General features: G+C 46.0%; 13 protein-coding genes and 12 tRNA genes. 23 read left to right on the top strand and 2 right to left on the bottom strand.

Annotated features, from left to right (window positions below):
* Positions 1-238 precede the first annotated feature (238 nt).
* The 8 genes from AB4Z17_RS18725 (at position 239) to AB4Z17_RS18760 (ending at position 1,066) form a co-directional block, all read left to right on the top strand.
* Positions 239-314 (top strand) — tRNA-Asn (locus tag AB4Z17_RS18725).
* Positions 315-318: 4 nt separating this feature from the next.
* Positions 319-394 (top strand) — tRNA-Thr (locus AB4Z17_RS18730).
* 40 nt (positions 395-434) lie between these two features.
* A tRNA-Glu gene (locus AB4Z17_RS18735) sits at positions 435-509 on the top strand.
* 31 nt (positions 510-540) lie between these two features.
* Positions 541-616, top strand: a tRNA-Val gene (locus tag AB4Z17_RS18740).
* 9 nt (positions 617-625) lie between these two features.
* Positions 626-700, top strand: a tRNA-Gln gene (locus AB4Z17_RS18745).
* Positions 701-710: 10 nt separating this feature from the next.
* A tRNA-Lys gene (locus tag AB4Z17_RS18750) sits at positions 711-786 on the top strand.
* Between the two features lie 17 nt (positions 787-803).
* A tRNA-Leu gene (locus tag AB4Z17_RS18755) sits at positions 804-886 on the top strand.
* A gap of 97 nt (positions 887-983) precedes the next feature.
* A tRNA-Leu gene (locus tag AB4Z17_RS18760) sits at positions 984-1,066 on the top strand.
* A 57-nt stretch (positions 1,067-1,123) separates the two neighbouring features.
* On the opposite strand, the gene AB4Z17_RS18765 is transcribed toward AB4Z17_RS18760, so the two are convergent.
* Positions 1,124-1,627 (bottom strand): GNAT family N-acetyltransferase, encoded by a 504-nt coding sequence (locus AB4Z17_RS18765; protein ID WP_441913411.1) that lies wholly within the window; start codon positions 1,625-1,627, stop codon positions 1,124-1,126.
* Positions 1,628-1,984: 357 nt separating this feature from the next.
* On the opposite strand from AB4Z17_RS18765, the gene AB4Z17_RS18770 reads away from it, so the two are divergent.
* The 6 genes from AB4Z17_RS18770 to AB4Z17_RS18795 all read left to right on the top strand — a co-directional run bounded on the left by AB4Z17_RS18770 (position 1,985) and on the right by AB4Z17_RS18795 (position 6,312).
* Entirely contained in the window at positions 1,985-4,444 is a 2,460-nt protein-coding gene (locus AB4Z17_RS18770; protein ID WP_441961334.1) for a phosphodiester glycosidase family protein, read from the top strand.
* 239 nt (positions 4,445-4,683) lie between these two features.
* The gene (locus AB4Z17_RS18775; protein ID WP_076271911.1) at positions 4,684-5,541 is read left to right on the top strand and encodes an ABC transporter ATP-binding protein; all 858 of its coding nucleotides are present in this window, start codon (positions 4,684-4,686) and stop codon (positions 5,539-5,541) included.
* Between the two features lie 412 nt (positions 5,542-5,953).
* Positions 5,954-6,028 (top strand) — tRNA-Gly (locus tag AB4Z17_RS18780).
* 8 nt (positions 6,029-6,036) lie between these two features.
* Positions 6,037-6,113, top strand: a tRNA-Arg gene (locus tag AB4Z17_RS18785).
* A gap of 34 nt (positions 6,114-6,147) precedes the next feature.
* A tRNA-Pro gene (locus tag AB4Z17_RS18790) sits at positions 6,148-6,224 on the top strand.
* A 14-nt stretch (positions 6,225-6,238) separates the two neighbouring features.
* Positions 6,239-6,312 (top strand) — tRNA-Gly (locus AB4Z17_RS18795).
* A 708-nt stretch (positions 6,313-7,020) separates the two neighbouring features.
* Here the strand turns inward: AB4Z17_RS18795 and AB4Z17_RS18800 are convergent.
* Positions 7,021-7,188: a hypothetical protein gene (locus tag AB4Z17_RS18800; protein WP_441913415.1), complete on the bottom strand. Its 168-nt coding sequence runs from the start codon at positions 7,186-7,188 to the stop codon at positions 7,021-7,023.
* Positions 7,189-8,035: 847 nt separating this feature from the next.
* On the opposite strand from AB4Z17_RS18800, the gene AB4Z17_RS18805 reads away from it, so the two are divergent.
* The 9 genes from AB4Z17_RS18805 to glmS all read left to right on the top strand — a co-directional run bounded on the left by AB4Z17_RS18805 (position 8,036) and on the right by glmS (position 25,918).
* Positions 8,036-13,348, top strand: a complete 5,313-nt coding sequence (locus tag AB4Z17_RS18805; protein WP_441961336.1) for a choice-of-anchor I family protein — start codon at positions 8,036-8,038, stop codon at positions 13,346-13,348.
* A gap of 384 nt (positions 13,349-13,732) precedes the next feature.
* Positions 13,733-16,537, top strand: coding sequence for a phosphoenolpyruvate carboxylase (gene ppc / locus AB4Z17_RS18810; RefSeq protein ID WP_441961338.1), 2,805 nt, complete (start codon positions 13,733-13,735; stop codon positions 16,535-16,537).
* A gap of 245 nt (positions 16,538-16,782) precedes the next feature.
* Entirely contained in the window at positions 16,783-17,937 is a 1,155-nt protein-coding gene (locus AB4Z17_RS18815) for a S1C family serine protease (protein WP_441961340.1), read from the top strand.
* Positions 17,938-18,337: 400 nt separating this feature from the next.
* Positions 18,338-18,904 (top strand): RNA polymerase sigma factor SigW, encoded by a 567-nt coding sequence (gene sigW / locus AB4Z17_RS18820; RefSeq protein WP_054025284.1) that lies wholly within the window; start codon positions 18,338-18,340, stop codon positions 18,902-18,904.
* 210 nt (positions 18,905-19,114) lie between these two features.
* Positions 19,115-19,753, top strand: a complete 639-nt coding sequence (locus AB4Z17_RS18825; RefSeq protein WP_076271683.1) for a zf-HC2 domain-containing protein — start codon at positions 19,115-19,117, stop codon at positions 19,751-19,753.
* A gap of 143 nt (positions 19,754-19,896) precedes the next feature.
* Complete coding sequence (gene cdaA, locus AB4Z17_RS18830) at positions 19,897-20,739, top strand: diadenylate cyclase CdaA (protein ID WP_076271682.1); 843 nt, start codon at positions 19,897-19,899, stop codon at positions 20,737-20,739.
* Entirely contained in the window at positions 20,732-22,129 is a 1,398-nt protein-coding gene (locus tag AB4Z17_RS18835) for a CdaR family protein (RefSeq protein WP_441961342.1), read from the top strand. The genes cdaA and AB4Z17_RS18835 overlap by 8 nt, the downstream gene beginning before the upstream one ends.
* A gap of 62 nt (positions 22,130-22,191) precedes the next feature.
* Entirely contained in the window at positions 22,192-23,532 is a 1,341-nt protein-coding gene (gene glmM, locus AB4Z17_RS18840) for a phosphoglucosamine mutase (protein ID WP_076271680.1), read from the top strand.
* Positions 23,533-24,085: 553 nt separating this feature from the next.
* Positions 24,086-25,918, top strand: a complete 1,833-nt coding sequence (gene glmS, locus AB4Z17_RS18845) for a glutamine--fructose-6-phosphate transaminase (isomerizing) (protein WP_441961344.1) — start codon at positions 24,086-24,088, stop codon at positions 25,916-25,918.
* Positions 25,919-26,222: the final 304 nt, after the last annotated feature.

Genomic DNA, 26,222 nt, shown 5'->3' on the forward strand with positions numbered 1-26,222 from the left:
CGAGGTTGATAGGTTCGGGGTGGAAGCACAGCAATGTGTGTAGCTGACGAATACTAATCGGTCGAGGGCTTATCCTAAACACGTTTACTGCGACCCATACATCCAGTAGACAGCAGCATAAAGGCTTCAGCAAGCCTAATCTTTCGTATTCAGTTTTCAAGGCGCAATACGCCTTGATATTCAACCGTGCCTATTTTGAAGTTGAAGCTTTAATAACATTCAACTCAAAATACAATGTTCCCTGATAGCTCAGTTGGTAGAGCACTCGACTGTTAATCGAGTTGTCACAGGTTCGAGTCCTGTTCGGGGAGCCATTATGCTCTCATAGCTCAGTAGGTAGAGTGCATCCATGGTAAGGATGAGGTCACCGGTTCGAATCCGGTTGAGAGCTCCAGAAAACTTTCAACTGTAAGGACAAGCATCAATTTTAGCATGGCCCGTTGGTCAAGTGGTTAAGACACCTCCCTTTCACGGAGGTAACAGGGGTTCGAGTCCCCTACGGGTCACCAAATTATATTTACAAATGGCGCCTTTATCCTTGGACGCTTAGCTCAGCTGGGAGAGCATCTGCCTTACAAGCAGAGGGTCGGCGGTTCGATCCCGTCAGCGTCCACCATATCGCTATTGGGGATTAGCCAAGCGGTAAGGCAACGGACTTTGACTCCGTCATTCTCAGGTTCGATCCCTGAATCCCCAGCCACTTATACTATGAGTCATTAGCTCAGTTGGTAGAGCACCTGACTTTTAATCAGGGTGTCGTAGGTTCGAATCCTACATGACTCACCATTTTTTATCTCACATGCGCGCGTATGGCGGAATTGGCAGACGCACTAGACTTAGGATCTAGCGGGCGACCGTGGGGGTTCAAGTCCCTCTACGCGCACCATCTTTAACACCCTTCATAGGGAAGCACTCTGTATGTCAACAGAGTAATGTAGGTGGAAGCCCTGCAAAACATGGTTAAGCTTCAAAGAATCACATATGCGCGTATGGCGGAATTGGCAGACGCACTAGACTTAGGATCTAGCGGGCGACCGTGGGGGTTCAAGTCCCTCTACGCGCACCATACCATGAAGAAACCCTTGGCGAACAAGGGTTTTTTGCTGTTTATATATGTGTAATATTAATCGAAAAGCCCCAATTGATCATTGAAGCTGTATAGCGCTTGTTCAGCACCATATCTTTGCAGCTTATGCTCTAATCGCATGCCTACCTTCTCAAGGAGTCTGCAGGAGGCAGTATTTGCTGTTTGTGTCTCAGCTATTACTTTACCTAGCTTTAATTCATGAAGTGCGTACATTAATAATAGACCGACTACCTCGGCTGCGTAGCCGCTACCCCAGCTTTGCGGAACAAATTCATAGCTGATTTCCTTAAACCTTCCGTCTATGTGATTATCTAAGGAAACAACCCCAATAAAATCATTGTTTTCTTTTAGTCTAACCGTCCAAATGTATGACTCCTTCGTTGATGAGCGCTCTAAAGCATCTAGAAACTTATTTAGATGATATTCCTCTGGTACAGCTCCGCCTAAGTATTTTCTAACCTCATGACTCGAATATATCCTTTGCATGTACTTGAAATCTGATTGTTGTAATGGGTCCAGCTTGCATCTAGTGGTTTGCATATTGGTTATAATTCTCCTTTTATGTTTGTTTAGGATAGCTTTTTCAAAACATGATCTACCTCTGCAGTAAAGTGATCTTGCTCAATCGTATGGGGTTAAAAATGTACAAGGTTAATTGTTGTGAGGATAAATAGTAAATGGAATTAGTGTTTTATATAAAGAAATAGTAATCCCATTGCTAGATTTGTAGACATGGTTTTTGTGATCGTAACATAGGGACTTACAGGATGCCAACCTATTCCTTAATAGAATTTGAGAGTTCTATTATCCATATAATCCCTTCATTTTTAGAATAAACCTGTCGATATAGTTCATTGGGACTAACTGGAATCTACACATAAGAAGGAGATCAGTCATATGCATCAAAAGACGAAAAAATGGCTTGTTAGAGTAGTAGCTATTCTGCTTATTATAGTGTTGAATGTGAGCTACACAGGAAGCGAATCATTAGGTGGTAAGGGAGCCTATGGGAGTTCCTCCGTTTCTGCAGCAGAATCGACGAATGATACAAAAACGGTGGCTTCTAATGCGAAGGGTTCTGCTGCCAGCAAAGCAGAAATCGAGTACTGGCGATACAAAGCAGAGGGTACTCTATATCCTCCGATTGTTATGCCGAGCGGAAAGCTGCTGGTTGTAACGAATAATGGATGGTTATCTCTATTAGATAATGGCGGAAAAGAATTAAAAAGAATAAACACATATTCGAAACTATCCGCCCCAGCCGTAAATGGAAAAGGACAAATATTTACCGCAGGAACTGGTGCTAGGCTTTATCAATATGATGAAGGCGGCAATGGCGGTCAGAAAGGCATTTATTATTTTAAAGGGAAAAAGGAACAATTAGAGCCATCAGGCATGGTGACGGATGGGGAAGGTACTCCTTATTTTGCATATCAGCATGCTGTTTTATCGCTGAGCAGTGAGGGAGAGCAGCAGGCTGCTCTGCTGCCAGAGGGCGTCTCGGTTAAGGAACTGGCCGCAGGTAAGCGCGGCGTCTATGTACTGGGCAGCAATGGCGTGTTGTATGCCGTAAGCGGCAATTCAGTTGTATGGGAAGCGTCGCTTGAGCAGACGCTGCTTGGGGCGAAGCTGATCGCAGGTGATGTGAGCGGCGGCGTGATGCTGCTTGCGGGCAAAGCTATCGCTGCGTATGAAGAGGACGGTAAAGTCCGCTTCACTCGCGAGCTTGCAGCAGCGCCCGCAGGCGGTTGGACGTCTCCGGCGCTTGTGCCCGGAGACAAAGGTACTGTCGTTGCCGCGGAGCGCAGCGGCAACGGCATAGCTGCGTTCCGCCTCGCAGACGGGGCGGAACTATGGCGCATTAGCGCCAGCGGGGCGGGCGGCTTCGGCCCCGCGGCGCTTGCGCCGGATCTTGGCGCCGGCACGGTGCTGGCCGGCGGCCGTTCCGGCGCTGTGTACGCGATCGACGGCTCTGCCGGGTCGATCTTGTACACCTACGGCGGTCACACCGCGGTTCCCGCGAGCGGTGTGGCGCCGCAGGGCAGCGGACGCTTCGTTTATGCGTCCGCTAGTACATTAATCGCAGCGGGGCCAGTTCGCACCGTTGCGATCACCTATGCAGCAGCGGCGGCGGTTAAGCTGCCGCTGGATACACGGCTCCTGCTCACGGACAAGCTGAAGCTGTCCGATCCAGTCGCTGTCAGCTATCGCTCCGACAATCCAGCGATCGTTCGCATCAATGAGAAAAGCGTGGTAACCCCGGTTACAGCCGGATCAGCTAATCTTTATGTCGATGTTACAGCTAGCGGCTACAAGGGCCAGCTGAAGCTTCCTATTCAGGTTACAGCCCCTGCCTTGAACCTAAAGGTGAAGCATGATTCCAAGAAGGTTGTTGCAGCAGGCCAGTCGTTTACGGTTCAAACGGTTACCATTCCAAAGGGAATGCCCGTTACTGCAGGCCTGGCAAGCCGTAAGATAGGCGTCGTTCAGTCGCTTCAATCGATTGCTAAAGATTACCGTGCAGACGCAGCGATTAACGGAACCTATTTTGAGGCTTATGGCGGCATTCCAGAGCCATATGGAACGGTAATTGTAGACGGCAATGTGGAGCATATAGGCAATACRGGGACAGCGATTGGTTTTACATGGGACGGCAAAGTAGTTATGGATACGCTGCGCGTCAAAATTTTAGGTGGAACAGACGGTTCTTTTAAGTCGCCTAACAACTGGTATGCGTATTTTATTAATCGAACACCTGCAGCAGGCGCATCGTCAGCCATTATGTTTACGCCAAAGCGTGGTGCCAAGCTTGGATTTGCACAAGGCACCTCAGTAACGGTCAGTAAGGGTGTCGTGACCAAAATAAGCAAAAAAGAGAATGTCAGTATTCCAGCAGATGGATATGTTCTCGTCTATACAGGTTCTGAGGAGAAGCTAGCCTCACGCTTTAAGGTGGGGACGAAGGTTGATTATAAGATCGAAATGACCAACCTCTCGAAAAGTCCGATTGCATGGTCTCGCGTTCATACCGCCATTGGTGCAGGACCAAGGCTAGTGAAGGATGGGAAACCGGCAGTTAATCCAGCTGGGGAAGGGTTTAGCAGCTCCAAAATATTGACCGATGCAGCTGGCAGAAGCGGCATTCTTGTCAAAAAGGACGGGACTGTTGTCATAGCTACCGTCTCCAAAGCAACGATAAAACAGTGGAGTCAAATCATGATTCAGCTTGGCGCTGAGCAGGCGATGAATTTGGACGGAGGAGCATCCTCTGGCATGTACGCACAAGGAAAACTCATTACCACGCCTGGAAGACTAATAAGCAATGGTCTTGTATTTGGCACTAAGCTAAAGTGGTAACGTATGTAAAATGATAAAAGCTAGCCGTCCCAACCTGTTGGGCGGCTTTTCTATTTAAATGGGGTTCTATTTTTATCGATATGAATAAATGCTATTTATATTATCATTGACTTTTTTTATGAGAAACATTATCATTAGAAAATAAATGATAATCGTTATCAATATTCGTTGCTAATTTAAATATAAATATAAAATGTGAAGGTGTCTGCCTCAGGCAGCGGAAGGAGCGTGCATGTTCAATGATTCGTTTAACGACCTCTAGTCTTGATATTGCCTATGATGACCGTCTAATCGTTGAGAATTTAAACATTGCTATACCTCAAGGGAAAATCACGGCGCTAGTAGGAGCTAACGGCTCTGGTAAATCAACGATTTTGAAAACAATGGCCCGTATTATGAATCCCTCGAAGGGCAGTGTACTTCTGGACGGTAAGTCCATCCATAAGCAATCGACGAAGGAAGTAGCGAAGCAATTGGCCATTTTGCCGCAAAATCCAACCGCTCCGGACGGACTCACAGTAGCTGAGCTTGTCTCTTATGGTCGTTTTCCATACCAGAAGGGTTTTGGATCGATGACTAAAGATGACCGCAGTATCGTGCAGTGGGCAATCGAAGCGACAGGTATGACAGATTTTGCCGATCGTCCGGTTGATCATCTATCTGGCGGACAACGTCAGCGTGCATGGATTGCAATGTCTCTTGCGCAGGAAACGGATATTTTATTCCTTGACGAGCCTACAACTTTCCTAGATATGGCGCATCAGCTAGAGGTTCTTCACTTGCTTCAAAAGCTAAACGCTGCTAATAATCGCACAGTAGTCATGGTCGTTCATGATTTGAACCACGCGACACGTTACGCTCATCATATGATCGCAATTAAAACGGGTGTCGTAGTAGGCGAAGGTACGCCTGCAGAAGTTATGACACCGGATATTATGCGCGAAGTGTTTAACATTGAGGCAGATATCGTGCCTGATCCGCGTACAGGCGTTCCTCTTTGCTTGCCATATGCACTAGCTGGCCAGCCTGCTGCTGATAAAGTGGCATTGATTAACCGTGCACAGTCAGAGAGACCATTAGCTGCTGCTGGAGCATAGTAACTAATATGAATGCCGTAAACCGCGTTTCCTTTGGAAATGCGGTTTTTTGTTCTTTTAGATAAGCCATTTGTAGTATATTGAGCTTAGAAGCGAATGGGAGGGAAGTGAACCAATTATATTCGTTATTTATAAAATGTAATCCATTAGAGCTAAACAATCGGAAGGAGTAAACCGGATAATAAGATATAACGTCATTTAAGCTGATTTTTATGATTGGATTTATGAAGTCTAAAAGCACATACTTCCGCGTCATATAAGGCTTTTCAGCCAATTTAGAACAATGCATTTTGAAGGATTTAAAATAATTTAAAACTTTTTTTAAAAAACAGTTGCTTTTTGTTTTCAGGGGTGATATATTATTACTTGTCGCCGCGATGATAAACGAAACGAACGGCCGACAGAAATACAAGCGGAAGTGGCTCAGCGGTAGAGCATCGCCTTGCCAAGGCGAGGGTCGCGGGTTCGATTCCCGTCTTCCGCTCCATAAATTGTGCGGCCTTAGCTCAGCTGGATAGAGCGTTTGACTACGAATCAAAAGGCCAGGAGTTCGAATCTCTTAGGCCGCGCCATTTTCCCAACATTAGACGCAATTCATTTACACTTCGGGACGTAGCTCAGCTTGGTAGAGCACCTGGTTTGGGACCAGGGGGTCGCATGTTCAAATCGTGTCGTCCCGACCATAATCTTTTTCTTTGCGGGTGTAGTTCAATGGTAGAACTTTAGCCTTCCAAGCTAATAGCGTGGGTTCGATTCCCATCACCCGCTCCAACTATTTAAACCCGAAAGCCTTGCGCAGCAAGGGTTTTTTTTGTTTTTGTGGATTCAATAAAAAAGAAACCTTTCCTTATCATGGGGCATATTCTGGGGCGAATTTTTAACTATTGAGTTAAGCGATAGAAACCGATCAACTGACCCACGACTACTCATCTTTATTTCGTTCATTGATGTATTTGCCACTGTTCCGATTTTGGTGTGACAGAGGATCCTATGTTAACTTCAGATTTTCACCACTCCTACGCGGCAGCACTGCCATTATACGCCTTAGATCAAGCAGATGGATATTTAGGAGCTCTCGCTTGCTTAGAAACCGTCTCTAGACCAGAGAGGGGGGTGTTCGGATAATGAATCACACCTTCTAACCACGAAATACATATCGTTTAGTACCGCCTTGCGAGGTTTTAACTAACATTTATTCCATTCTAGTCGGAAGCGCCTTAGAGACTCCATGTTCTAGACAGGCGTATGTAGGCTAATCAAATATCCACTTGTATAGTCGGAAAATTAGCCGAGGGAGGTATATCCATACTTCAAAAAACTCACCCAATCTGTGAAAAAAAGTATCTACTTTTTTATTCCGAGCATTCCGATTCATTAAACATTCTCCTTTATTGGCAATAGTTTAATTGGAGGAAAATAGTTACACTTCAATTTATCGATTCAATAGTGACTATGTATGAATTCACATAAACATAAAGCTTATTTTTTGGTCAGCCGATTAATTAAATATAAGACCCCAAATGCAGAGCCCAAAACTAAAATCTTCTCTACAATGTTTTTCCAATGTAGCTCGTCTCCTGCTTCATTTATGCTAAGAAAAAACAGAGCCACAAGAATGATCGGGGCATATAAGAATGTTTTTTTCATTCGTAATGACCTCATTCTTTCTTTATTTACAAATATTTCTACGCAATGAATTATTCTAAGTTTCAAAGACAGTGAACATAAAAAGATTTAAATCTATTCTTGAAAAATCAAGTTATGATTAAAAATTTCGAACGGATAGGTTTAGAAGCGTTATTTATGCAGCTAAGTAATTTATATAAAACGCTTAAGAAAGTGAACTATCATATATTAGTAGCAATTACCTAATGCAGAAGTTGAATGTTTAAAGTGGAGGTTTGGTGGATTGGTGCAGGCGCACGTATTCTCAGCTAATTGTGAGGGTTCTCTACAATTAAAACTTCCAAGTAAGAGCTGCAACGGACATGAGATACCTTATTTTCCGAAATTCCGTCCATTTATAGATCTAACGGACATAGGATCTCTTATTTAGCCTCAGGATAATTAATTTGGCTGCTTTTTAAGCAAATAACGCATCCTATGTCCGTTAGATCCACGTAACGAGCTTAAATTCTCGAAATAGCGGATTTCATGTCCGTTAGGCTTAAGGTTAACCATGAAAAACGTAACAGTAGATTCCAATGTTGAGTGACGAAAATATTATATGTGTAAACATAAATAAACATATCAAACAAACATCCCGTCTGGAAGCTCTCAGCGGGCTGTTTTGTTTGCCCATACACTAAAAAAACATGTGCTCTGACGAGGTTTGGAATGGCTTATCAAGTGTTTTATCAAACGCTTTACCAAAAACCACCCCCCCCCACCAACAACCAAGCGCTTTACAAAAGCTTCATGGAACATTAATCATTATGAAATAAAAACGCTCTACAATTCTAGTTAACATAATAGATATGGGAGTGAGTGAAACTTGAAGATTTATAGTAAAAGGTTAATATCATTATTATTAGCTACGGAAATTACGGCCAGCATGGTGCTGGCAGGCGGGCCAGTCATGGCTGCCGGATCACCGCTATCGGGGACGCCTTACGCAGTAGACAGCGCCTATAACGTTGCCACCCCGCACATTGTTATTAATCAAGTATATGGCGGCGGCTTGAGCATAGATACGACCACGCTGTTATCTCATGGATTTATTGAGCTATATAATCCGACGGATAGTGATGTCAGCCTTGCTGGTTGGTCGCTTCAATATGCGGATCGGGGCTCTAGTGCGACGACAGGTGCTACTAAGGCTTGGGAAAAGCTTAATTTGACCGGAACGATTAAAGCGCATTCTTCTTTTCTTATAACAGGAGCTTCTACAGGTGCTGAAAAACCAAAGGTAGATCTCTCTGCAAAAGGCGACCTCACTTGGGAGCGATTGATTAATAACAAAGGGATGAAGGTTGCTCTAATGAGCAATCAAACTTTACTGACTGATCCTAATCCTTTTGACACTAAGCCAGACGGCTATGTAGATATGGTCGGTACAGGAAGCAATGATAAGGATAGCAATATCGACGGATATGAGACTGCATTCCCTACGGGCTCAGCAGAAGGCACATCGAAGAAAAAGTCCATTCGCCGCAGCAACTTCTTAGATACAGACAATAATAAAGCGGATTTCAAACAAGTCGATTATGAGTTAGCTACCGGCGATGCATTACTAGCAGCAATACCTCGCAGCGGTGCTGACGGCGCATGGGGGCCGGGTATTGTCCAACCGCTAGTCATTACTACAGCGTCTCTTGCTGATGGCTTTGTTGGATCTCCATATTCCGCAGTTATTCAGGCTACTGGTGGAAACACGCCATATACCTTTACTGCAACTGGCTTGCCAGAAGGACTTAGCCTTGCGTCAAATGGTGCTTTAACGGGGACACCGATCAAGGCGGTATCAAATGCTAATGTAACAATTACAGCGACTGACAGCACGGCAGGGACGCCAGTTAGCATAGCTAAGTCGTTTGCGTTTACCATTCAATCCAGTATAGCTCCAGCAACTCATGTTCTAATTAATGAAGTATATGGCGGCGGCGGGAAAATTAATAAAGACACACCGCCAGCAGCATCACCGTACCTGTATGATTTTGTAGAGCTCTACAATCCTACTGCTTCGCCAATATCACTTGCAGGATATCATTTAAGATACAGCAATAAAGGTGCTACAACGGTACAAGGTTATGATTTTGAAGAAGGTGCGGTCATTGCTCCTCATGATTATTACCTCGTTCGCCTTGAAGCAACTTGGGGCAATACGAGCGACAAAAATTACGGAGATCCTTACCTAGCTGATGCATATGCAAGCACGAAAGAGCAATCCATCGGCATGTCTGATGTGGATGGCACGGTGGAATTATTTCAAGGAGTGTACTCTACTTCGGCAGTTGTTGATGCGGTAGGCTTCGGTGCGGTTCAAACTAAACTGCATGAAGGCACATCTGTAGGGAATGGAGCTTCACTGCCAGCGGCTGTTAAAGGCGTGCGTCGCATCAACTTCCAAGATTCCAACAACAATGCTGCTGATTTTGCAGTAGTGGATCCATCGCCTACGCGGGGTGGGAAAACAGAGGGAACCGTTGATGTCATTCCTGATTTTGTGAAGCTTATCGGCTCACTCCAGAAGAGTACAACAGACAAAGCGGTAACAGTCGAAGGTTTGGTTACAACTCCGTCCGTTAAATCGGATAACAGCCAAGCAAACGCAGTGCGTTATGTACAATCGTTTACGGGCGCAATTGCTGTTGAAGGCATGGACCCGTCCATCCCGGTAGGTGCAGAGGTACGCGTTTCTGGGACGGCTGGTCTTCATGACGGCGAAGTGCGGGTAAAAGGCAACTTACAGGTAATAAGGCTGAACAATAAAATTTTCAGCTTAGTGGCGGAAGATACGTTCGATAAGTCTATGCTTAACGTAGATAAGCTTAGTTCAGTAACAGCTGATATGTACGGCAGGAGAGTGACAACTACTGGCAATGTAACTGCCATGGACAAAACGGCTAATACGATTAAGCTTGATAACGATATGCTGCTTTATGTGAATGGAGCGTTTCCGAAGGTTGAAGTTGGGGACAATGCACAAGCTACTGGAACCATTGGAGTTTTTGGCAGCGAAGTTAGATTGGCTGTAGCAAGCGCAGCTGCAGATATGATTATAAAGCCAGCGTCCGCTGAGTTTAAAGATACGCTCAATATTTCAAAAATCGGAGAATATTCAGTAGGCCAATTCAATAAAGAAGGCGGCGTTGCCGAGATCGTTAAATTCAACAAAGACAATGGCAAATTTTATTTGGTTAATGGCTCCGGTGATCCGCCAAGCCTGGATATTGTCAGCTTGGGAAGCGGGAACGGAACGCTAAGTAAAGAAAAATCGATACTTATTAAGCCGATGGCCGAGGTTGAAGGCTTTGTATACGGTGATTTAACTAGTGTAGATATTAATACGACGACTAAGCGAGTTTCTGTAGCGGTACAAGAGAAGGATCCACTCAAGCCAGGTAAAATCATCGTACTCGATTATGATGGTAATTTAATCTCAGCCTACGCTGCTGGTATACAACCGGATATGATTAAGTCAACAGCGGATGGAAAGTATATCCTTACTGCAGATGAGGCGGAGCCGCGCAATGGTGCAGATGATCCTAAAGGAAGCGTAACGATCGTCAATACAGTAAACAACAAAGTTACACATGTACTCTTCGATGATCCGTCCGTTATCGAGGATGGCGTTCATATTCGCGGCAAAGTAGATCCGGCAGATGGAAAAATTAAATCGAGCGGAACAAAAGCAGACGCTGTGTATGATCTGGAGCCTGAGTATATCACTCTTTCGGATGACAACAAGACGGCCTACGTGTCATTGCAAGAGAATAATGCGATTGCGATTATTGATATTGAAACGAACAAAGTGACGGCAGTAAAATCACTTGGATTAAAGGATTATAATGATCCGCGCAATTCTCTCGACGTTCTAAAAGACGGTGCGATTAAGCTGGAAAATGTACCGTTTAAAGGGATGTACATGCCTGATGGCATCGCATCTCATACGATTAACGGCCAAACGTACCTTTTTACAGCTAATGAAGGCGATGTAACGGAATGGCCGAACCGTACAAACGGCAGCACGATAGGTGCATTAAAAGGAAAGCTTGATCCGACTTCAGCGGCAGCGCTTTTCCTAAATGGCAAGACTGCTTATGATGGTATTGAAGTCGCAAGCGATATGGGCAATGACGGCATTTACATGTACGGTGGACGTTCTTTCTCTATCTGGAATGCGAACTCGATGGAGCAGGTCTATGACAGCGGCAACGATTTTGAAACGATAACGGGCAGTCGCTTGCCAGCATTCTTTAACACAAGCAACAGTAAGACAGCCATTGACGATCGAAGCGGCAAGAAGGGACCAGAACCGGAAGATATTAAAACGGGGAAGGTTGGCAATAAGGTTTTGGCATTCGTTGGTCTTGAGCGCATCGGTGGTTTCATGACCTATGATGTAACAGATCCTGCGCATGCGACGTTCGCTAATTATACAAATACTCGCGTGTTCAAAGACAGTCAAGGCAAGGACAACTTAGATACAGATACTGGCCCAGAGGGCCTAGAGTTTATTCCGGCTAACATTAGCCCAACTGGAATGCCTTTGCTCTTGGTTGCTTACGAGGTAGGCGGCAAGGTAGGCGTATATCAGCTTAATGTAACGAAAGTAACGTTGGATAAAGCTTCCCTTTCCTTAAAAGTTGGAGATGCTGCATCTAAGCTGGTTGCAACCGTCGAGCCTGTAGGCGGAAGCTCTGCTGCTGCGATATGGACTTCTTCTAATACAGCTGTGGCAACCGTAGATTCAAATGGAAATGTCACAGCGATAAAAGCGGGAACAGCGGTCATTTCAGCAGCGAGTGCTGACGGATATGGTCTCGCTGAGACGAGTGTCACGGTTACTTCAGGTGATATCGTAACTCCATCGCCAACACCGAATCCATCGCCGACGCCTGCACCTTCTACAAAACCTGAAGATGCTGGAGTGACGATCGTAAATGGTGAAACCGTAAAAGCAGTAAGCACGCTTAAAGCTGAAACGGATAACAGCGGTAAGACAACGGCAACGGTAACGATAAATCAATTGGATGCAGCAATAGCTGCATTAGATAAAGCATCAAACGGCAAGCCGGCATCCATTGAGTTTAAAATGGCGGCTAACACAGACACCAAGTCAACGGCTATCAAGTTTGAGGAAAAAGCTATCGCTAAGCTTGCAGCTAAGGGATTGAAGTCGCTGGATGTTCATGCAGGACTTGGAATCGTATCCTTTGATGCTAAGGCTATTGGAACACTAGCAGCAGCCTCAGGGAATGGCGAGCTTTCCATAGCGGTCAACAAAGCGGATGTATCTAAGCTTTCTAGTGCGATTAAGGAAACAATCGGCAGCCATCCTGTGTATGAGTTTGATGTGATCGGCGGAAAAACAGCGATTACCGATTTGAAGGGCGGTAAAGCAAGGGTTAGCATTCCTTATTCGCTTCAAGCAAACGAAGACAGCCAAGCAGTAGTCATCTACTATATTGCAAATGACGGCAAGCTTAGCATTGTACCTAACAGTGTGTACGATAAGTCGACAGGTCAATTGCAGTTTACCGTCAGCCATTTCTCTACTTACGGAGTTGGCTACAATCATGTGGCATTTTTGGACACGGCATCAAGCTTTGCGAAGGATTCTATCCTTTACTTATCTTCCAGAGATATAATCGGCGGCTTGGGCAATCAAAAGTTTGCTCCTAAGGCTAATATGTCACGGGCTGATTTCACACTCATCCTTGCAAGAATTGCCGGTGCTCAACTGGACGGTTACTCGTCGTCAAGCTTTACGGACGTGAAGTCATCCGATTATTTTGCAGGGGCGGTAGCATGGGCGGCTGAAAAAGGAATTGTCGGAGGCGCTGGAGATGGCAGCTTCAATCCTAAAGCCAATATTAGTCGTGAGCAAATGGTTGCTATGRTTGCAAGGTTCGTTGAAGTCATGAACTTTGATTTGCCCGTGCAGACAAATGCTATAGCGTTTGAAGATGCATCATCTATTGGTGCATTTGCGAAGGAAGCAGCAGCTGCAGTGCAGCAGGCGGGAATCATTAACGGCAAGATCTATGCAAATAAGGCAGGCAGCTATTTTGCACCGAAGGATTTGGCTACCCGTGAGGAAGCAGCAAAAATGCTGGCGAAATTAATTCAATTAATGGCATAATTCGACTTGAGCAAGACCGCAGCGCCCTTTAGTGAGAGGTGCTGCGGTCTTTTTCATAAGAGGTCTTATTTATGGGATTGAACCAGTACTTTCGCTAATTTATTAAGCATCGTTAACTTAACTGAAGCGGATTGTCTTTCGCAGTTACGAATTGCCGGAAAGATTAGCAGCAAAAAGGAGTGGGTAATACACTCCTAAGGAACAAATCTGTTTTTGCCAGGATTGGCTTCAGGGCTTCAACCCTGTAGGTTTTTGTAGTATGATGGTAGAAGTCAAAAAAACGTTCATGTTGTACAAGCAAGCTTTCGAAGCGATTGCTGCTTCGGAAAACAAGTAAATGCTTACGGAGCGATCGTTGCTTCGCAAAAATTTAGGAGGAACAGTATGTCGGATCAATCTGCATCTACTTTGACCACAAATCGGCAGCAGGCTAACAATTTGCTGCGACGCGATGTCCGGTTTCTAGGCAACATTCTCGGTGAAGTTCTTGTTCATCAAGGCGGCCGTGAGCTGCTTGAAATCGTAGAACGGATTCGTGAACAAAGTAAATCTCTTCGCGCTGAATTTGTACCGGAATTATTTGATCAATTTAAAGAAAATGTATCATCGCTTAACCCGGAAATACGTCATCAAGTGATTAGAGCGTTTGCCATTTATTTTCAGCTTGTCAACATTGCAGAGCAAAATCATCGGATTAGACGGAAACGTGATTACGAGGTTTCTGCTGGCGAAGCGGTCCAACGCGGCTCCATTGAGAGCGCGGTTCAAGATCTGAAGGAACGCAACATTGCAATCGAGGAAGTTAGAGATATTTTGAGCAATATTTCGCTGGAGCTAGTAATGACTGCACACCCGACCGAGGCAACTCGCCGCGCGGTGCTTGATATTCATAAACGGATTGCTGTAGATGTGATGGAGCTGGATAACCCAACACTAACCTATCGCGAGCGCGAGAAGCTGCGTGAGAAGCTCATGAATGAGGTTCTTATTTTGTGGCAAACAGACGAGCTTCGTGACCGCAAACCAACCGTTATCGATGAAGTTCGTAACGGCTTGTACTATTTTGATGAGACATTGTTCGAAGTGCTTCCTAATGTTTATGAAGAGCTTGAACGCTGCCTAAGCAAGTACTATCCAGATGAGAAATGGCATGTGCCGGATTACTTGCGCTTCGGTTCTTGGATCGGCGGCGATCGCGATGGTAACCCATCGGTGAAAGCTCAGGTAACTTGGGAAACGCTAACGCTGCACCGTCAGCTGGCTATTCGCAAGTACGAAGAAAAACTAGGCGAGCTTATGGACCTTCTCAGCTTCAGCACAAACCTTGTCGAGGTATCGGCTGAGCTTATCGATTCGATTCGATCGGATCGCGAGCATGTTGAGCTTAAGTGCGTCGATCTTTGGAGAAATACGAAGGAGCCATACCGTATTAAGCTTGGCTTTATGCTAGAGAAGCTGGCTAATACTCGCGATGAATCGCTTAAGGGTTCGCAAATGCGCTACAACCACCCTGAAGAGCTTCGCGAGGACTTGCTCGTTATCGATCGCAGCTTGCGTCATCACTACGCTGATTATGTAGCAGATACAGCACTTGCTAAGTTAGTACGTCAAGTGGAGCTGTTTGGTTTCCACCTTATGGCGCTTGATGTTCGTCAGCATAGCCAAGAGCATGAAAATGCGATGGCTGAAATTTTAGCGAAAATGAATGTAGCAGCAGATTATGCGGCACTTCCAGAAGAAGAAAAAACAGACCTGCTTCACCGTCTCCTGAATGATCCGCGCCCGCTTACTTCGGGGCATCTAGATTACACGGAGTCCACCCGTGAATGCTTGAACGTATACCATACGATTTATCGGGCGCAGCAAGAGTTTGGCATCAATTGTATTTCAAGTTATCTGATTAGTATGACGGAAGCGGCAAGCGACATGCTTGAGGTTATGGTGTTTGCGAAGGAAGTTGGCCTGTTCCGCAAGGAAGCGGACGGCACGATTCGTTGTACACTGCAATCGGTACCGCTATTTGAAACGATTGACGACCTGCATGCAGCACCAGCTATTATGAAGCAGCTATTCGAAATGCCAATCTACCGTCAAGCGGTGGAAGCTCGCGGCAACCTGCATGAAATTATGCTAGGTTATTCCGATAGCAACAAAGACGGCGGAGTTGTTACAGCGAACTGGGAGCTGCGCGTAGCGCTTAATGAAATTACAGCTGCCGGCAAAGAGTACGACGTTAAGCTGAAGTTCTTCCACGGCCGTGGCGGAGCGCTTGGCCGCGGCGGCATGCCGCTTAACCGCAGTATCCTTGCACAACCGCCGCATACGGTTGGCGGCGGCATCAAAATTACCGAGCAAGGTGAGGTTCTATCCTCGCGTTATTCGATGCAAGGTATTGCATACCGCAGCTTGGAGCAAGCAACTTGGGCGCTGATTACGGCTGCTCGTCTGGCGAAATACCCAGAGCAAGCACCGCAAGCAGAAGCGGAGTGGGAAGAAATTGCACGTACGATTTCCGAGACGGCACTCGAGAAGTATCAGGATCTTATTTTCCGCGATCCAGATTTCTTGACGTACTTCAAGGAGTCGACACCGCTTCCTGAGGTTGGCGAGCTGAACATCGGTTCACGTCCATCCAAACGGAAAAACAGTGATCGTTTCGAGGATTTGCGCGCCATTCCTTGGGTGTTCGCATGGACGCAAAGCCGCTACTTGCTGCCGGCATGGTACGCCGCTGGTACTGCAATGAAGCAATATACTGGCGACGACGAGGAAAAGCTGAACACGCTGCGTACGATGTACGAGAAGTTCCCGTTCTTCCGCTCGCTAATTGACAATCTTCAAATGGCTCTTGCCAAAGCAGATTTGCTTATTGCGAAGGAATATGCAGATATGATTAAGGACAAAACGATCCGCGATCGTATTTTTGAGCAAATCGAAGAAGAATACAAGCTTACATCTGAGCTTATTCTTAGCATCACAGGCCAAACGGAAATTTTGGATAATGTTCCTGTTATCCAAGAGTCGATTCGTCTGCGCAATCCGTACGTCGATCCGCTTAGCTACATGCAAGTGCAGCTGCTAACTGAGCTTCGTGCACTGCGTGATAACGAGGAAGATGATCCAGAACTGCTTCGCGAAGTACTTCTGACGATCAACGGCATTGCCGCAGGACTTCGGAATACGGGCTAACTGCTCAAACTAATCGCTTAGGCGAATATAGAACAGCTGCAAAGCCAACCATGGTATTTACTGTGGTTGGCTTTTTTTCGTTTAAAGCAGTTGGAAGGCCTTGTAGTGAGAAGCCAAAAAAATAAACGGCAACAGAACTCTATTTTTCTTATGTTCTTTTATAGTCCACTTAAGTTTTGTTTAAGGTACATCCTGCATGATAGGTACATAGGAAACAGACACCTACTATTGAGAGGATGATAGAGATGAACGAGGAAAACAAACGCTCCGAAACGAGCGGTGATACTTACACGTCGAACCATTCATCGAACGAAACGAACCGGACTCCTGTCACTACTTATATTTATGAATCCAACAAATCAACAAATGAGCTTAGAGCTTCATATGAGAGGGAGCTTGGGCTGGGACAGGATGGGAGCGGAAGCGGGTCAGGGTCAGCGCCTGGCGGTAAAAAACGTTCAAAGCGTTCGGGCGGCAGCTCGGCAAAAACGCTGCTTGCATCGTTCTTGATTGGCGCTCTCGTCATTGGCGGTTTCTCCTACATGGCAGATAAAAACAATCTGTTCAGCGGAGGGGAACAAACCGTTCAAAACTCGGGCTCCAGCGTTGTAAGCAATTCAGGACAGCAGGATGCTGGCTTGTCTACAGCATCGCTAAGCTCAAGTGAAGATATCGCTTCCGTCTATAAAGCTGCGAGCCCCGCGGTTGTGAAGATTGAAAATTATGGGGAGCCAGCACGTTCGAACTCCATGTTCGACGATCCACGCTTTCAACAGTTTTTTGGAAATGGCGGGTCGGGTAGCAACGGGCAGCAGCAAGAATCTCAAGAACAACAGCCAAGCAGTTCAAATCTTGAGTTAGTAGGCTCTGGTACAGGCTTTTTCTTCGAATCGGATGGTTATATTCTGACTAACGAGCATGTAATTGCGGGTGCAAAGGAGGTTAAAGTAACGGTTCAAGGTTATGACGAGCCTCTAACAGCAAAGGTGCTTGGTTCGAGTTATGATCTAGACTTGGCTGTGCTTAAGGTGGAAGAGCCTAACGGCAAAGCATTCCCATCTCTTAAACTGGGAAGCTCTGACCAAACGCGAATCGGTGACTGGGTGATGGCGATCGGCAATCCATATGGCTTCGATCAAACGTTGACTATGGGCGTGTTAAGCGCGAAAGAGCGTCCAATTACGATTGCAGATGAGCAAGGGAATCATAATTACGAGCATTTGCTGCAAACGGATGCCTCTATTAATCCAGGGAACTCTGGAGGACCGCTTCTAAACGAGAAGGGAGAGGTTATCGGTATAAACACGGCTGTGAACGCTGAGGCGCAAGGCATTGGTTTTGCGATTCCTACGACGACGATTACAAAGGTGCTCGAGCAATTGAAAACAAATACACTTTAATAAATATAAAGCGCATGAACATTGAAGGTCTGGGAACATTACGTTTCCTAGACCTTTTTTGCTTTATTTTAGCGTTCCTAGCCGAAAGTCGAAAAAACAACTAGCCTCAGGTCGATTGCTGACTGAACGTCAAACCTATATAATTATTAGAACGGTTAGTATTTTTTGGAGCAAACAGCAATGAAACCTGAACCTGATGTACGTACATTGCTGCTCATGACTATGAACATTACGGCTAATTAGGGCCGATGCTCATATTGGAAGTATCTTTCTCAATTGTCTTGCTTTTTCAGCCCATGTGCATTACGATTTTTCTAGGGTGTATGGATGCGGACATTATATATTTATAAAATAGAGCAAGGCGATCAGTCGATCGAATGGAAGGTTTGGAGGAGTTTAGGTGATTGTATTGGAAGCACGCCTGGCGAAGTTATCGCTTAAAGGCGATCAGCAGGCTTTTGCTGAGCTTGTAGACCTCTATCAAGACAAGCTCTTTCATATGGCTTATCGAATGTTAAACAGCCGCCAGGAAGCGGAGGATGTTGTACAGGATACGTTCCTTCGCGTTTACAAAAACCTGGATAGATATGATGAAACGTTAAAATTTTCAACTTGGATATATAGAATTGCTACGAACTTATGTATTGATCGACTGCGCAAACGCAAGCCGACCTATTCGCTGGATGCAGAGTCATCGGATCATGAGGGACTGGATGGCTACTCCATGATACCGAGCGATAATCGGACGCCAGAATCAGAGCTGCTTCTCTCGGACACACAGCGCATTATACATGCGGCTATTGCTTCACTGCCACCCAAATATAAGAGCGTGATGACGCTTAGATATATGCAGGACCTGTCGTTGCAGGAAATTGGCGATGTGCTGGACATGCCTGTCACGACGATCAAAACGCGGGTTCACCGCGGCAGGGAATTTCTTCGGAAGAAGCTTGAGCATAAGTTATAATTACAAATAATGATACTATCCTCCAAAGGAAAGCCATGTCTAGCGCAGACATAGGCTTCTTTTTGGGAGAAATTCAAGCTAATTCCTTACCTGCAAAGGATTACTTACGCGATTACGAAAAAAAGTGAAACATCCTTCTTGCTAGTAACGTATCCTAATAGCGAGATAAGAACTTAATGCGCGAGCAACTGAAAGAAAGGACTGGCTGCTATGAATTGCAACGTCGCTATCGTATGGATGCATGATTATTTGGACGGCGAGCTGCCGCGTGAAGATATCGTTACGTTAAAATCTCATTTGCTTTCCTGTCCCGCTTGTCGCAGCCGGTTTGAACAGCTCCAGAAGACGGACGCCGCGGTGTTCCAGACTTTAGAAGCGATTAAGCCTGCCGCGGATTATGACAAGAAGGCATCCGAGCTTTTAAATGAACGAATTATGCAGCAACTGCCGAAGAAACAGAGCAAGCAGAGAAACCGCATCGTACGTTTTATTTATCGGTACCCCGGAGTAACAGCAGCTGCTGTGTTTGTACTCGTTATGTTAGGCAGCTTCTTCACGATGTGGGAAGAGGATACCAAGCTGATTGTTGCAGGCGAGGATCTTCAGCAGGTCATCATAGAAGGAAATACAGTTATTGTGCCAGAGGGTGCTCATCTAACGGGAAATTTGACCGTAGAAAATGGAATAGCCGATGTTAAGGGCGAGGTGGACGGCAACGTAACCGTTATTGACGGAACCTTGAACCTGGCTTCAACCGGCCATATCGCGGGTCAGAGCAGAACGATTGATCAAGCGCTCGATTGGTTCTGGTACAAAGTAACGCAAACTTTTGGCGGTAACGCTCGCTAAAGCAAGCTGCCTCCCTGTTGCAGGGGGGCGTTTTTTAATTTTTTTTTGAAAAAAAGGATTTCCAATCCCATATATAGAAAATAATAAAGTTGAAAACCGATAATTAGACAATAATAAGGGGATCGGCTGTTGGGGGTTGGCATATGAGTTATTTCTCAGATTTAACATGGCATGACTATTTAAAGGATATTATAGACGTTGGTATAGTTAGTTATATTATTTATAAAATGATTTTGCTTGTGCGCGGAACAAGGGCAGTTCAACTTTTAAAAGGGATCGTCGTGCTCGTCGCTGTATGGGGGCTGAGTACATGGTTCAATTTGTATACGTTGAAATGGTTAATGAACCAAATGTTCACCTTCGGAATTGTGAGCGTGCTGATTATTTTTCAGCCTGAGCTGAGACGCGTGCTTGAGCAGCTTGGTCGTGGAAAGCTGTTTGCGCGGTCATTTTCACTTGATCGGGATGTCGTCAATGAACAAATTGACGGCGTAATTAAAGCTGTCCGTTTTATGGCAGAACGAAAAATCGGGGCGTTAATCGTATTTGAGCGGAGCACAGGCCTCAGTGAATTGATTGAATCGGGCATCCGTATGGAATCAAAAATTACATCGGAGCTGCTGATTAACATCTTTACACCGAATACACCGCTGCATGATGGAGCTGTCATTATACGCGCTAATCAGATTATGGCGGCGGGCTGCTACTTGCCTCTATCGGAAAATCCTTTTATAAGCAAGGAGCTTGGAACTCGCCACCGTGCCGCGATTGGAGTAAGTGAAGTAACGGATGCAGTGTCCGTAACCGTCTCGGAAGAAACGGGGCAAGTGTCATTGTCTCTAGGAGGCATGATTGTCCGAGATATTAATGAGGAATCGCTGATTTCGAAGCTCTTTGATGAGCTGACTCCGAAGACTACAGGTCGTACGAAGGAACGTGTAACCATATCGTCTCTTTGGAAGCGGAAAGGAGGCAGTGATGGATAAATGGCTAAGTCACCCCACCTCTCTCAAAGTAATATCCGTCATAGTCGGATTGCTGCTCTGGGCTATTGTACATATTGATCCGGACACCTCACCGCAGACGGCGACATCAAATATTGATACCAAAACGATCGAAGCATCGGTTATTACGGCAGATGGCCTAGATACAGATAAGTACGTGCTTACGGCGATGGAACCTACCGTCGTGCGGCTAGATGTGCAGGGCAGGTTAACTGTTTTGTTCAATGCTTCTTCGAAAGATGATTATAAGGTTCAAGTGGACTTGAAGGGCGTAAAACCCGGTATACAGGAGCTGCCTTTGACGGTAAAACTGCCGAAAGGGATTACACTTGTCGAGATGTCGCCGCGTACCGTTACGGTTCAGATCGAAGAAATTGTAACGAAGCCTTTTGAGCCGCAAGTCATTGTGGAAGGCAAGCCGGCAGACGGTTATATTGTTGGAGCATCGACGATTGTAGCACCGTCAACAGGTGTACAGGTTACACTGCCTAAGGATGATATGAGCAGAATCGGTGCTGTTACGACGGAGATCAATATTGAGGGTGCAGATAAAACGGTTGTTAACAAAAAAGCAAAAGTAATCGTATACGATGTAGACGGTATCGAAATGACAAATGCGATTGTTTCACCAGAAACGCTGCATGTCGAGGTCAAGGTAACGCCTCCGCTGAAGGTACTGCCTCTACAGGTGCGCTATACGGGCACTCTGCCTGAGGGACTGAGCTTAGTATCGGTGAAGCCGGCAATAGACAAGGTGACCGTATACGGCGAGCAGAAGCAGTTAGACGAGCTGCAGGTTTACGATGGAGTTGTGCTTGATCTCTCGAAGGTGAAGCAAACAGGAACCATTCGCGTGAAGACGGAATTGATTGATGGAATAAAGGCAATAGATCCAGCAGAGGTGGAGCTCAATGTCGTTGTAGCTCCCGTAAAAAATAGAACACTTACAGGACTAGATGTAGCAATAGAAGGTATCGCAAACGGGCTGTCGGCGGTTATACGAACGCCGGCAAACGGTAAGTTTGATTTAACCGTCAGCGGAGCAGATCCGGTGTTGTCTACGCTTAAGGCATCGGATATTAGCATCATTGCCAATGTAGAAGGTCTAGGTGTAGGCACGCATGTCGTAACGCTTCAGGTTGATGTGCCAGCGTATATTCAAACCGTACTGGCTGATGGGCAAACTTTAACGGTAACGATAGAAATAACGGACAACTCCGTACCAGGATCAGGCGGAGACAACTCCGAGGAGGTCGGAGGCACTCCGACAGAGGAGTCTCCTCCCCCTGCTGCGACACCGCCTCCAGACACCAGTGAGGAGACTGGCAATGGTGGCGGAAACGCAGCAGGCGGTTCAACTACGAATCCATAATCATCAGAGCGGAATAAGTATATAACAACGAAAGCAATATATTACAAAGGAGCTTTTTAAACATGGGGAAATATTTCGGTACAGACGGTGTTCGCGGCGTAGCCAATCGTGAGCTTACACCTGAGCTAGCATACAAAATCGGCCGCTGCGGCGGCTATGTTCTAACACATAAGGCACAAAAGCCGAAGGTGGTTATTGGCCTTGATACACGGATTTCCGGCCCGATGCTGGAATCAGCACTGATTGCGGGTCTATTGTCGATTGGTGCAAGCGTCGTGCGTCTTGGCGTCGTATCCACACCGGCAGTTGCTTATATTACGCGTGAGCTTAACGCTGACGCTGGCGTTATGATTTCCGCATCACACAATCCTGTAGAGGATAATGGCATTAAATTTTTTGCTGGCGACGGCTTTAAATTGTCGGATGATACCGAACTCGAAATCGAACAATTAATTGATGCTCTTACAGATGAATTGCCGCGGCCTGAGGGCGGAGATATCGGAGCGGTATCAAGCGATAAAGGCGCTAAGCAGCGCTATTTGGATTATTTGAAAACTACGATCAAAGGCGAATTCAAAGGCCTGAAGATCGTACTGGACTGCGCGAACGGTTCCGCTTATGAGCTGGCTCCTTCGGTATTCCGCGAGCTTGGAGCGGACATTATAACGGTAGGCGCTGAGCCGGATGGTTTGAATATTAATGCTGGCGTTGGTTCGACGCATCCAGAATATTTGCGTGAGCAGGTACTGGCGCATGGCGCAGACCTTGGGCTTTCTTTTGACGGGGACGCTGACCGTTTGATTGCAATTGATGAAAATGGCGAAGAGGTAGACGGCGACTTTATTCTTTGTATTATTGGCGATGCGATGAAGCGTGAAGGCAAGCTGAAAGAGGATACCATTGTAACGACGGTTATGGCCAATATCGGCTTTTTCAAAGGAGCAGAGCGCATTGGCTTGAAGACAGCGCAAACGGCAGTTGGCGATCGTTATGTCATGGAAGAAATGCGTCGCGGCGGCTTCAATCTAGGCGGCGAGCAATCCGGCCATGTTATTTTCCTTGACCATATTACGACTGGCGACGGTATTCTTACTGCGCTTCAGCTCGTTGATACGATTGCAGCCTCCGGCAAGAAGCTAAGCGAGCTTAAAGGCCTTATGCGGAAATACCCGCAAAAGCTTGTTAACGTACGCGTAGCGGACAAGAGCTTGTACCAAGGCAATGCAGCGATAGAAGAAGCGGTTAAACGTGTAGAGCTAGAGCTTGGCGACAACGGCCGCGTGCTTGTTCGTCCATCGGGTACGGAATCTTTGATTCGCGTTATGGCGGAAGGACCAGAGAAGGAACAGGTCGAGGCCTACGTTGATCAAATTGCAAATGTCGTTAAAAGTGAACTAGGTTAATCATAGAGAATAATGGTGTCGAAGGCCTGTCGGTTCTTGTAGCCGGCGGGCTTTTTTAGCATTATTTTGGAAAATGGACGAGTATATTTTCCGTGAAAGGTTGCACAGCAGCTGGAAAATGAATATGATAGGTAGTGTGATTCAAGAAGGAAAGCGAGGATAGAGGTTATTTAAGCAAGATAAGCGCCAGAGCTTGCGTGATGAATGATCGGTGGTAGAGCTAAGATAGATCAGCTTGAAGCGGGTATTCATACGGGAAGCTGACGAGGTGAAGGTGTTCGAAACATTCGGCGGGGACCTTCCGGTATTACAAGCCAACCGAAAGCCGTTACGTAAAACGGCCGGGCGACCGGTCATACAATCGTGCGGCAGGCTTCGATTATAATATTACTCCCGTATGTCCAAGATGCCACCAGCAGGGTGGGCATGGGCAGAGGGGTTACATTTTCCGCACTCATTCGGATTATTTTGTGACAACTTCATAGTGCCTGTGCCACGCATTGGCGGCATCCGATAAGGACGGGAAAATAACCTATCGGAGGCCTATTAAATTATGTGTGGAATTGTAGGATATATTGGTAAACGCGACTCGCAGGACATTTTGCTCGAAGGATTGAAGAAGCTGGAGTACCGGGGTTATGATTCCGCTGGTATCGCTGTCTTCACGAAGAATGGGCTCGAAATTACAAAGTCCAAAGGACGTCTCGCGAATCTTGAAGGCTTGCTGCGTGAAGTACCGCTCGAAGGTTCTATTGGCATTGGTCATACACGCTGGGCTACTCATGGTAAACCATCTGATGTGAACTCGCATCCGCATACGGACAACACAGCTAAATTTTCGGTTGTTCATAACGGAATTATTGAGAACTACTTGAATCTTAAGGAAGAATTAGTGACAAAAGGGCATGTTTTTGTATCGGAGACAGATACGGAAGTCATTTCCCATTTGATTGCTGATGAATATAACGGCAACATCGTGGAAGCTGTACAGCGTGCGGTTAAACGTATGCGTGGAGCGTTCGCGCTTGGTGTTTTGACTGAGTTTGAACCGGATCGTCTGGTTGCGGTTCGTTATGCAAGCCCGCTTGTTATCGGTGTAGGTGAAGGCGAAAACTTCATTGGCTCGGATATTCCGGCTATTTTGGAGCATACGCGCAACGTTTATATTTTGAACGACGGCGAAATGGCAATCCTGACACGCGATGCTGTCGAAGTAATGACGACTGAAGGAGAAAGTATTTCCAAGGAAATATTTCATGTCGATTGGGATCTAGTAACGGCAGAGAAAGCTGGATTTGATCACTTCATGCTGAAAGAAATTCACGAACAGCCAAAAGCTTACCGTGATACTATGATGAGCCGCGTTTCAGAAGACGGTAAATCTGTCGACTTAAAAGAGCTGGGCATGACAGCTGAATATATTAAATCGATCCGCAAAGTACACATCGTAGCATGTGGAACGGCCTATCACGCAGGTCTTGTCGGCAAAACGGTCATTGAGTCGCTTGCTCGCATTCCGGTTGAGACGGATGTGGCATCCGAGTACCGTTACCGCTCGCCGATCATTACTCCGGATACGCTCGTTATCGTTGTAAGCCAATCTGGTGAAACGGCTGATACGCTTGCAGCTCTACGTGAAGCACAGCGCAATGGTGCTCGCGTGCTTGCTATTACTAACGTAGTAGGTAGCTCGGTTGCCCGCGAAGCGGACCATGTGCTTATTACATGGGCAGGTCTTGAAATTGCGGTTGCTTCGACAAAAGCATACAGCTCGCAATTGATTGCTTTTTATCTGCTTGGTCTACACATGGCAGGTACGCTTGAGACCAAAGAAGCTTCTTACATCGCAGAAGTTCTTGAGGCTATGCATCAGCTTCCAACTCAGGTTGAGCGCATCCTTGAGCAAGCGTATGTGCTTAAACAAGTTGCAGAGTCGTTCTCGCATCACAAACATTTGTTCTTCATCGGCCGCGGCGTTGACTATGCCGTAGCGCAAGAAGGCTCGCTGAAGCTGAAGGAGATCTCGTATATTCACTCCGAGGCTTATGCAGCTGGTGAGCTCAAGCACGGTACCTTGGCTCTCATAGAGGAAGGGATTCCGGTTATCGCTCTTGTTACGCAAGAAGAGCTGTACGAGAAAACACTTAGCAACATTAAAGAAGTAAAAGCGCGCGGCGCTCACGTTATAGGCATTGCAAACCAAGGGGCAGAGGAAGAAGTTGCGAAATCTGTCGACGAGCTATTCGCGATTCCGAAGACACTTCCGATCTTGTCACCAGCACTTTCAGTTATTCCGCTACAACTGATTTCTTATTATGCTTCGCTAGCTCTTGAGCATGACGTGGATAAACCGCGGAATTTGGCTAAGAGTGTTACGGTGGAGTAGGGGGTTAGTGATTAAAAAAGAGTAGTGTCTGCTGATAAAGAAGTCTTGAACCAGTAAAAGATTTCTTGAACCAGTAAACAATGTTGTGAACCAGTAAAAGATGTCGTGAACCGAAATGCAAGATGATTGAACATCAAGAAGGGAGCCTGGGGAAGATGAAGGGCTCCTTTTTTAATCTACATAGATTTAAAATGTAATGAATGGTGGTGGAATAATTGAGCGACATTGGCTTTAGAATCAAATGTATCCGCAAAGGGGATTCTTAAGGGAGTCTGAGTGAAATAGAAATGGGAAATAGTAATCC

Source organism: Paenibacillus sp. TAF43_2 (assembly GCF_052113545.1).
Classification (GTDB): Bacteria; Bacillota; Bacilli; order Paenibacillales; family Paenibacillaceae; genus Pristimantibacillus.